The sequence below is a fragment of the Streptomyces sp. ID05-39B genome, from assembly GCF_033794725.1.
In the GTDB taxonomy this organism is placed as follows: domain Bacteria; phylum Actinomycetota; class Actinomycetes; order Streptomycetales; family Streptomycetaceae; genus Streptomyces; species Streptomyces bobili.
In genome coordinates this window covers 1-7658 of sequence record NZ_JARGEF010000318.1, presented here as the reverse complement: position 1 = coordinate 7658, position 7658 = coordinate 1, and the positions used below count along the sequence as shown (strand labels likewise).

Sequence of the window (7658 nt, the reverse complement as noted above, 5' to 3'; positions counted from 1 at the left end):
ACCACGTTTTTTCCCCTCTCCTGGGGCCCGGGGTGTGTTTAAGAGACAGGGGGACTGAGTCCCCGCCCGGGACCCCGTGCGGGGACTTCGTCCCCTGCGGCCCTGCGGGCCTCTGGCCCACCCACCGCCCGACTCGGCCGGCTGAGATGTGCGGGTCGAACCCCCTCGGGACTCCGCCGCCTGCCCGGGCGGGGACTCAGTCCCCTGCACCCCTGTCAGCACACCGCCTGCACCCCTGTCGGCACAGCTCAGCATCCCCCAGCCGGGCCTACCGTTACGCCCCCAGCCGGGCCTACCACCACGCTTCAGCCGGGCCCCAGCCGGGCCCACCGTCCCGCACCCGTCGGCCCACCGCCCGGCGCCCCTTCGGCTCGGTCCCGCGCACCTTCCCAGTCTTCGGCCCGCGGTCTCTGCCAGCCGTGTCCCCGACTGCCTCCCTCACCGCACCCTGATGCCCTCCACCCCCACGTCATACCCCAGGTGTACGTGGAGTTGAGTCCTCGGGTTGACGTAACCGGGTGGCTGATTTGGTCAGATAGGGACTACGGAAATCACCACTCCTCACCGATTCGGGTGAGAATGGCGGCTTGAGTGGGGGACGTTGACCCACGCGACGACCGGCCGCCGCCGACGACGGAGGTAAGGCACACATGGCACCGTACGCATCCGACGACAGCACGCCCGCCGGGAAGGCCGACGATCTGCGTGTCGGACGGCGCAAGGCCGTGCGGTACATCGTTCCGGTCACCGTGATCGGTGTCGCGGCGGCGACGATCGGGCTGGTCCCGGCGCTCGCCGACTCGGGCGACCCCGACCTGCCGAAGATCACCGCACAGCAGCTCATCGAGAAGATCGCCGCGTCGGACGTACAGCAGCTGTCCGGCACGGTGAAGATCACCACCGACCTCGGCCTGCCCGACCTGGGCGGGCTGGAGAGCGGGCTGCTCTCCGGGGTCACCGGCGGCGGCGAAGGCGACGGCGGATCCTCCGCCGACCCCTCCGCCAAGCTCACGGAACTCGCCTCCGGCACGCACACCCTGCGCGTCGCCACCGACGGCCCGGACAAGCAGAAGCTGTCTCTCCTGGAGAACGCCGCCGAGTACAGCCTCATCCACGACGGCAAGGACGTGTGGGGGTACGACAGCGCCTCCAACGAGGTCTATCACTCCACCGCCCCGGAGGGGGAGAAGGCCGCCGAGCCCGTTCCCACCACGCCCAAGGACCTCACCGACGAAGCCCTCAAGGCCGTCGACGACACCACGTCCGTGACCGTGGACGGCACCGTCCAGGTGGCCGGCCGCGACGCCTACAAGCTGCTGGTCAAGCCCAAGCAGTCCGGTTCGACGGTCGGCGCGATCAGTGTGGCCGTGGACGCGAAGACCGGGCTGCCGCTCAAGTTCACGCTGACGCCGACGAGCGGCGGCGCCGCGGTCGTCGACGCCGGCTTCACTCAGATCAGCTTCGCCAAGCCGGCCGCCTCCACCTTCGACTTCACCCCGCCCAAGGGGGCGAAGGTGACCGAGGAGGACAGCGCGGACGCCCCGACCGGTGTACCCGCGCCCCCCAAGGACGGCTTCAAGGGTCACGACAAGGGCGAGCTGGAAGGGGACTTCGCGAACGACTTCGCCGGGCTCGACGTCCTCGGCGAGGGCTGGACCACCGTCGCCACCTTCGACTCGGGCGGCGAGGGCGTCCCCTCCTCCGGTGACCTCCCCGACGCGGGCGGTCTCGGCGGGTTCCTGGGCTCCTTCGGCGACAAGGTCGACGGCAAGTTCGGCTCGGGCACCGTCTTCTCCACCCGCCTGGTCAACGCCCTGGTCACGGACGACGGCAAGGTCTACGTCGGCGCCGTCACCAAGGACGCCCTCGTGAAGGCGGCGAACACCGGGAAGTAGGCACAAGGGAGCACCTGCGGAGCACTGAGTACCCTGACGTGGAACCGGCGATCAGGGGACTCGGGCAGGGACCCGGACAGGGACCCGGACAGGGACTCGGGCAGGGACCGGACAGGGACCCCGACAGGGACTGGGACGGGGACAGACAGTCGATGGACGACGATGACGACGAGTCGGCGGAGTCGGCGTTCGGGGCGCCGGGTCCGGCCGGCGGCGACACCGTCATCCACACCCGCGCCCTGACCAAGCGATACCGCGGCGGACAGCTCGCCGTCGACGGCCTGGACCTGGCCGTCCCGGCCGGCAGCGTCTTCGGCTTCCTCGGTCCGAACGGCTCGGGCAAGACCACCACCATCCGCATGCTGATGGGTCTCATCGAGCCCACCTCCGGCACGGCGCGGGTGCTCGGGCACCCCATGCCCCGCGCCTCCCGCGCCGTGCTGCCGCACGTCGGCGCGCTCATCGAGGGCCCCGCCCTCTACGGCTTCCTCTCCGGCCGTGACAACCTCCTGCGCTACGACGCGGCCGACCCGACCGCCGACCCCCGCACCCGGCGTACCCGTGTGGCGCAGGCGCTGGAGCGGGTGGGCCTGACGGCGGCCGCCGCGAAGAAGGCGAGGGCCTATTCGCTCGGGATGAAGCAGCGGCTGGGCCTGGCCGCCGCTCTCCTCCAGCCCCGTCGGCTGCTGGTCCTGGACGAGCCGACCAACGGTCTCGATCCGCAGGGCATGCGCGAGATCCGGGTCCTCGTAAGGGAGTTGGCGGCGGAGGGCACCACCGTGTTCCTCTCCTCCCACCTCCTCGACGAGATCGAGCAGGTCTGCACGCACGCGGCCGTCATGGCACGCGGGCGGCTCCTCACCCAGGGCTCGGTGGCCGACCTTGCGGCCCGTGCGCGCGGGCGGCTGGCCGTGACGACCCCGGACACGGCGGACGCGGCCCGGGTGCTCAAGGAACAGGGCGTGACGGACGTAGTCGTCACCGAGGACCGGGTGACGGGCGAGCCCGCCGACCGTGAACTGGCGGAGCTGAACGCGGCGTTGGTGGCGGCCGGCGTCCGCGTGCGCGGCTTCGGCGTGGAACGGGCCTCCTTGGAGGACGCGTTCGTCGCACTGACGGGAGAGGGTTTCGATGTCGCGGGCTGAAGCGAAGGCCGAGCCGGAATACGTCCCACCCGGGAAGGCCGCGCAGGGGAACGTCGTACAAGGGGAAGCCGAGCCGGAAGGGGAGGCCGAGCAGGGAGCGGCCGCAGCTGCCGCTTCCGGTGAAGTCCCGCGCGCTGTCCGCTCGTTCCGGTCCATCGGGCTCTTCCGCAGCGAGCTGACCATCACCCTGCGCCGCTGGCGGACCCTCGCCCTGCTGGGCGTGCTGGCCGCCGTGCCGGTGCTGGTGGGGATCGCCGTGAAGATCGAGACCGGTGACGGTTCGAGGGCCGGTCAGCGGGGCGGTGGCGGTGAGGGACCGGCCTTCATGGCGCAGATCACCAACAACGGCCTGTTCCTGGTGTTCACCGCACTGGCCGCCACACTTCCGTTCTTCCTGCCGATGGCCGTCGGCGTCGTCGCGGGGGACGCGGTCGCCGGCGAGGCGAACTCCGGAACCCTGCGCTACCTCCTCGTCGCCCCCGCCGGCCGTACCCGCCTGCTGCTCGCCAAGTACGCGACCACGGTGACCTTCTGCCTGCTGGCCACCCTGGTGGTCGCGGTGTCCGCGCTGGCGGTGGGTGCGCTGCTGTTCCCGCTGGGTGACCTCACGACCATCTCCGGTACCCGTATCTCCTTCGCCGACGGCCTGGGGCGAGCCCTGTTGATCGCCCTGGCCGTCACCGCCTCGCTGCTCGGGCTGGCCGCGCTCGGCCTGTTCGTCTCCACGCTCACCAACAGTGGCATAGCGGCCATGGCGACGACCGTGGGTCTGCTCACCACCGTGCAGATCCTCGACCAGATCCCGCAGTTGCACGCGATCCAGCCGTATCTCTTCTCCCACTACTGGCTGTCCTTCGCCGACCTGATGCGCGAACCCGTCTACTGGGTGGAGCTCCAGAAGAACCTCGGCCTTCAGGCGGTGTACGTGGCGGTCTTCGGATCGGCGGCCTGGGCGCGGTTCACGACGAAGGACGTCACGGCGTAACCGGGCGTAACGGCCGGCCCTCCCGCCCCGCCGAGGCCGCGGTCGGTGGTGTGCCCGCCGTCAGTCGGTCTCGAAGGTGTAGCGGGCGAGGGGTGCGCGCCGTGCGAAGAAGGTCTTCGCGTCGGCCAGGGCCTGCGCGTCGTTGAGGACGTCACCCGGCTTGCTGCCGTTGCCGAGCAGCACCCCGCCGAACCGCATCTTCATGTACGTGGCCGAGTTCTGCAGCGCGCCGACCAGCGGTTCGGCCACCTCCGGCCGCTCCTCGGCGAGCGCGGTGACGCCCCACAGGGTGTTCCCGGCCAGGGTCGCCTTGAGGTCGACGCCGGGGGTGCGCAGCCAGCCCGACCAGTAGTCCAGGTAGCGCTTGGCCTGCCCGGACAGCGTGTACCAGTACAGCGGAGACGCGATCACGATGTCCGTAGCCGCGAGCGTGGCGTCGAGCAGCAGGGCCACGTCGCCCTCGGTGGGACGGGCGTGGTCGCTGTCGTGGCGCAGGTCCTCGAAGTCGGGCAGCGGATGCTCGGCGAGGCTGATCCACTCCTGCTCGACATCGGCGGGCAGTTGCTCGGCGGCGGCGCGGGCCAACAGTTCCGTGTTGCCCTCGGGACGGCTGCTGCCCAGCACGAACAGGAAACGTCGGGTGCTCATGGATCCCCCAAATGGTCGGCGTGCGACTGTAAAGCGCATGTGCATCATATGCATACGCAAGTAGTGGCCGCCAGGGAATCGAGGGGAGGTGCGGAGGGCCGACGCCCCGCGAGTCAGTGCTTCAGGCCCCGAAGTCAGAGGTCCGGGCCCGCCATCAGAGGATCAGGCCGGGAGTCAGGGCTTCCCAGGGATGCCAGTGCCAGTGCCAGTGCCGGTGCCGGTGCCGGTGCCAGTGCCGGTGCCAGTGCTCCTGTTCCCCGCCCGCGCCTCCGCGGCCGCCGCCACGGCGAGCAGTACCGCCTCCCGTCCGTGCGCCGCCACCACCTGGAGCCCGACCGGGCAGCCGTCCGCGCCGACCCCCGCCGCAATGCTGATCGCCGGATGCCCACTCAGGTTGAACGCCCACGTCAGCGCCGTCGAGTAGCGGTCACCGGGGCCGTCGTGGCCATGCGCGGCGTTAGGGGTCGTAGGGGTCAGCAACAGGTCCACCCGGTCGAAGAGCGCGGCCAGCCGGCGGTCGTTGATCCCTCGCACGTCCCGTACCCCCCGTACCTCCCGCCCGTCTCCCCGTACCTCCGAGGTGGCACCCGATCCCGCCCCCCGGAGCGCCAGCCAGGCGGGCGCGGGGTCCGCCAGCCGCACGGGTGTCTCCGACAGTGGAAGCCGTACGACATCGGCCTCCACGAGGCGGGCGAAGGCGGCCCGCGCGAGGGCCAGGGGCTCCGGATCGGGGTCGGCGAATCCGAGGTCGGGGGAGAAGACGGCGGTGAACGGGCGCGGCCGGAGTCCCTGGCCCTCCCCGGAGAGGACCCGCCAGTACGCCTCCGCGTCCGCCGCGTACCGGACGAGCACGCCCGGCGCCGCCAGCCCCGTACGGTCGGGGGACGGGAAGCGGCCGTTCGTGACCTTCAGGCCGACGATGCCGCACCAGGCGGCCGGGATGCGCACCGAGCCCGCGCCGTCGCTGCCGGTCGCCAGCGGCACCAGACCGGCCGCCACGGCCGCCGCCGAACCGGCAGAGGAACCGCCGGGCGTACGGTCGGCGCGCCAGGGATTGACGGTACGGCCGTGCGCGCCGACTCCCCAGGTCTGCCAGGCAGTTCCGGGTCCGGGCACGGCCGTCGCCCCCACCGGCACGCAGCCGGCGGCCACCAGCGGTCCCGCCGTACGCAGACCGTGCCGGCCCTTGACCCCGATCGGCACCCCGGCCAGCGGCAGCCGCTCACCAGCCGCAAGCCGCGCGTCCACCTCGGCCGCCCGCTCCGCCGCCGCGTCCTCCCACACCTCGGCGAACGCCCCCAGCGCGCGGTCCTCCCGCCGGATCCGTTCCAGAGCCCCGGCCACCACGTCGACGGCCCGCAGCCGCCCCTCCCGCACGGCGGCGGCGAGCCCGACGGCCGAGGAAGGGGGCGTGGGCGGAGTCGCGCTCAGCGCACCCGCCGGGCGGCCGTGCTGGTGAGGCGGATCAGCGGTTCCGTCTCGCGGGGCGGGGTGCCCGACAGGTCACCGAGGCGCCAGTGCTCGACCCACGGCACCCGGTACACGTCGATGACCGAGTCGATCAGGCGTACCCGTTGCGCGAGTTGGCGCGGCAGCCGGCCCGGGGCGTCCGCGACGAGCACGACCGCGTCCAGGTCGAGGCCCGCCGGGGCCTGCCCGCGCCGGAAGACCTCCAGGGTCCGCAGCACCGATTCCAGTCCGGACGCGTGGGTGCGGGCCACGAGCAGCATGGACGGCGGGTCGTCCGGGCCGGGCCAGTCCCGTCCGCTGTCGTGGCCGCCGTAGACCGTGGCGAGGGTGGAGGCGCCGGCCCCGCCGTGCGTGCCGATCCAGGAGAAGCGACGTGGCCCGGGGGGTGCGGCGTACGGACCCGGTGGGGGTTCGGGCGCCGGCACCGGGCCGCGGATCCAGATCTCGGGTCCCGGGAGCCGCCCGTCCGTCGTCCGCATGCCCCGCACTCCTCGTCGTCGCCACGCCGCCCACGCCGCCCGCACCGTCGGCCGTCACCGGGTCCCCGTGACCGCGGGCCTTGGAACGAGGCTGTGACGTCGCGGTGACGTGCGGACCGGGCACGGCCGGAGAGACTCAACAGTACGTGTACGCGTGGGTGCACGGGTGATGAGCGCAACGTACGTGCACGGCGACGTGTCAGGGTGAGGAACCGATGTCTCGACTCAGCCGCGAGAAGAAGCGGGCACAGCAGTACGACAGGCGTCCGGCCGTCGCGGCGGCCCCGCTCGACGTGCACGTCTTTGGGGGCGGACCGGCGAGTATCGGCGGTGTCCCCGTCGTCGCCGCCGACGGGCAGGAACTCCAGCAGGCCGTCCTCGGTCATCTGCACCGCATCGCCCTGGCCACCGGGCATCCTGTGCTCGCCACGGTCCACGACGAGCGCATCGGCTACGTCGTCCCGCTGCGCATCGAACCGGACGGTTCCAGCCACTTCGCGGGGGAACCCCTGCGGGTCGCCCCGCCGAGGGAGCCGGGCGACAGGCCGTCGGCCCCGGCCACCACCGAGGCACGGCTGACGTCGCCCGCGGACGCAGGGCTGACGTCGCCCGCCGAGGCACGGTTCGCGTCGCCCGCGGAAGCACGGCCTGCACCGCCCGTCGAAGTACGGCCTGCACCGCCCGTCGAGGAACCGCTCGCGTCGCCCGCGGACCATGCCGAGGCGGCCGTTCCGTCCGCATCGACCCGGCAGGACAAGCCCACGCACTTCCTGCGCCGCGAGCAGACGGCACCGGCGGAACCGGCGGAACCGGTGGAGTCGGGGGAATCGATGGAGCCGTCGGGATCGATGGAGCCGTCGGAATCCATGCAGCCGTCGGAATCGGTGGACCTGTCGGAACCGGTAGAGCCTCAGGACGGGATCCCGGGCGCGGCAGCGGCTCCGACGGGCGTGTTCGGCCCGCCGCCGGTGATGGACCGCATCCCCGAGGACGCCCGCCCCCACCCGTTCCCTCACCCGCTCCCGGAACCCATTCC

The 7658-nt window shown here is 72.4% G+C and carries 6 protein-coding genes and 1 pseudogene; 4 read left to right on the top strand and 3 right to left on the bottom strand.

What is annotated here, in order from left to right; translation table 11 throughout:
• Positions 1-650: 650 nt before the first annotated feature.
• The 3 genes from P1P75_RS37545 (at position 651) to P1P75_RS37535 (ending at position 4025) form a co-directional block, all read left to right on the top strand.
• Entirely contained in the window at positions 651-1895 is a 1245-nt protein-coding gene (locus tag P1P75_RS37545) for a DUF2092 domain-containing protein (RefSeq protein ID WP_319263881.1), read from the top strand.
• Positions 1896-2047: 152 nt separating this feature from the next.
• Entirely contained in the window at positions 2048-3040 is a 993-nt protein-coding gene (locus P1P75_RS37540) for an ABC transporter ATP-binding protein (RefSeq protein ID WP_319263879.1), read from the top strand.
• A complete protein-coding gene (locus P1P75_RS37535) occupies positions 3027-4025 on the top strand; it encodes an ABC transporter permease (protein ID WP_319263877.1) in 999 nt (332 codons plus the stop codon). Before P1P75_RS37540 ends, P1P75_RS37535 begins: the two co-directional genes overlap by 14 nt.
• Positions 4026-4085: 60 nt before the next feature.
• Here the strand turns inward: P1P75_RS37535 and P1P75_RS37530 are convergent, their stop codons facing one another.
• The 3 genes from P1P75_RS37530 to P1P75_RS37520 form a co-directional block, all read right to left on the bottom strand.
• Positions 4086-4673, bottom strand: coding sequence for an NAD(P)H-dependent oxidoreductase (locus P1P75_RS37530; RefSeq protein WP_319263875.1), 588 nt, complete (start codon positions 4671-4673; stop codon positions 4086-4088).
• Between the two features lie 174 nt (positions 4674-4847).
• Complete coding sequence (locus P1P75_RS37525) at positions 4848-6050, bottom strand: amidase (RefSeq protein WP_319263873.1); 1203 nt, start codon at positions 6048-6050, stop codon at positions 4848-4850.
• Between the two features lie 50 nt (positions 6051-6100).
• Positions 6101-6622 (bottom strand): hypothetical protein, encoded by a 522-nt coding sequence (locus P1P75_RS37520; RefSeq protein WP_319263871.1) that lies wholly within the window; start codon positions 6620-6622, stop codon positions 6101-6103.
• A gap of 215 nt (positions 6623-6837) precedes the next feature.
• Between P1P75_RS37520 and P1P75_RS37515 the strand changes: the two are divergent.
• Positions 6838-7658 (top strand): annotated as a pseudogene (locus tag P1P75_RS37515) (tetratricopeptide repeat protein); the annotation flags it as partial.

What these genes read in the sequence shown, in the direction of transcription:
- P1P75_RS37545 (WP_319263881.1), top strand. Translation starts at nt 651, where the DNA reads ATGGCACCGTACGCATCCGACGACAGCACGCCCGCCGGGAAGGCCGAC.
- P1P75_RS37540 (WP_319263879.1), top strand. Translation starts at nt 2,048, where the DNA reads ATGGACGACGATGACGACGAGTCGGCGGAGTCGGCGTTCGGGGCGCCG.
- P1P75_RS37535 (WP_319263877.1), top strand. Translation starts at nt 3,027, where the DNA reads ATGTCGCGGGCTGAAGCGAAGGCCGAGCCGGAATACGTCCCACCCGGG.
- P1P75_RS37530 (WP_319263875.1), bottom strand. Translation starts at nt 4,673, where the DNA reads ATGAGCACCCGACGTTTCCTGTTCGTGCTGGGCAGCAGCCGTCCCGAG.
- P1P75_RS37520 (WP_319263871.1), bottom strand. Translation starts at nt 6,622, where the DNA reads ATGCGGACGACGGACGGGCGGCTCCCGGGACCCGAGATCTGGATCCGC.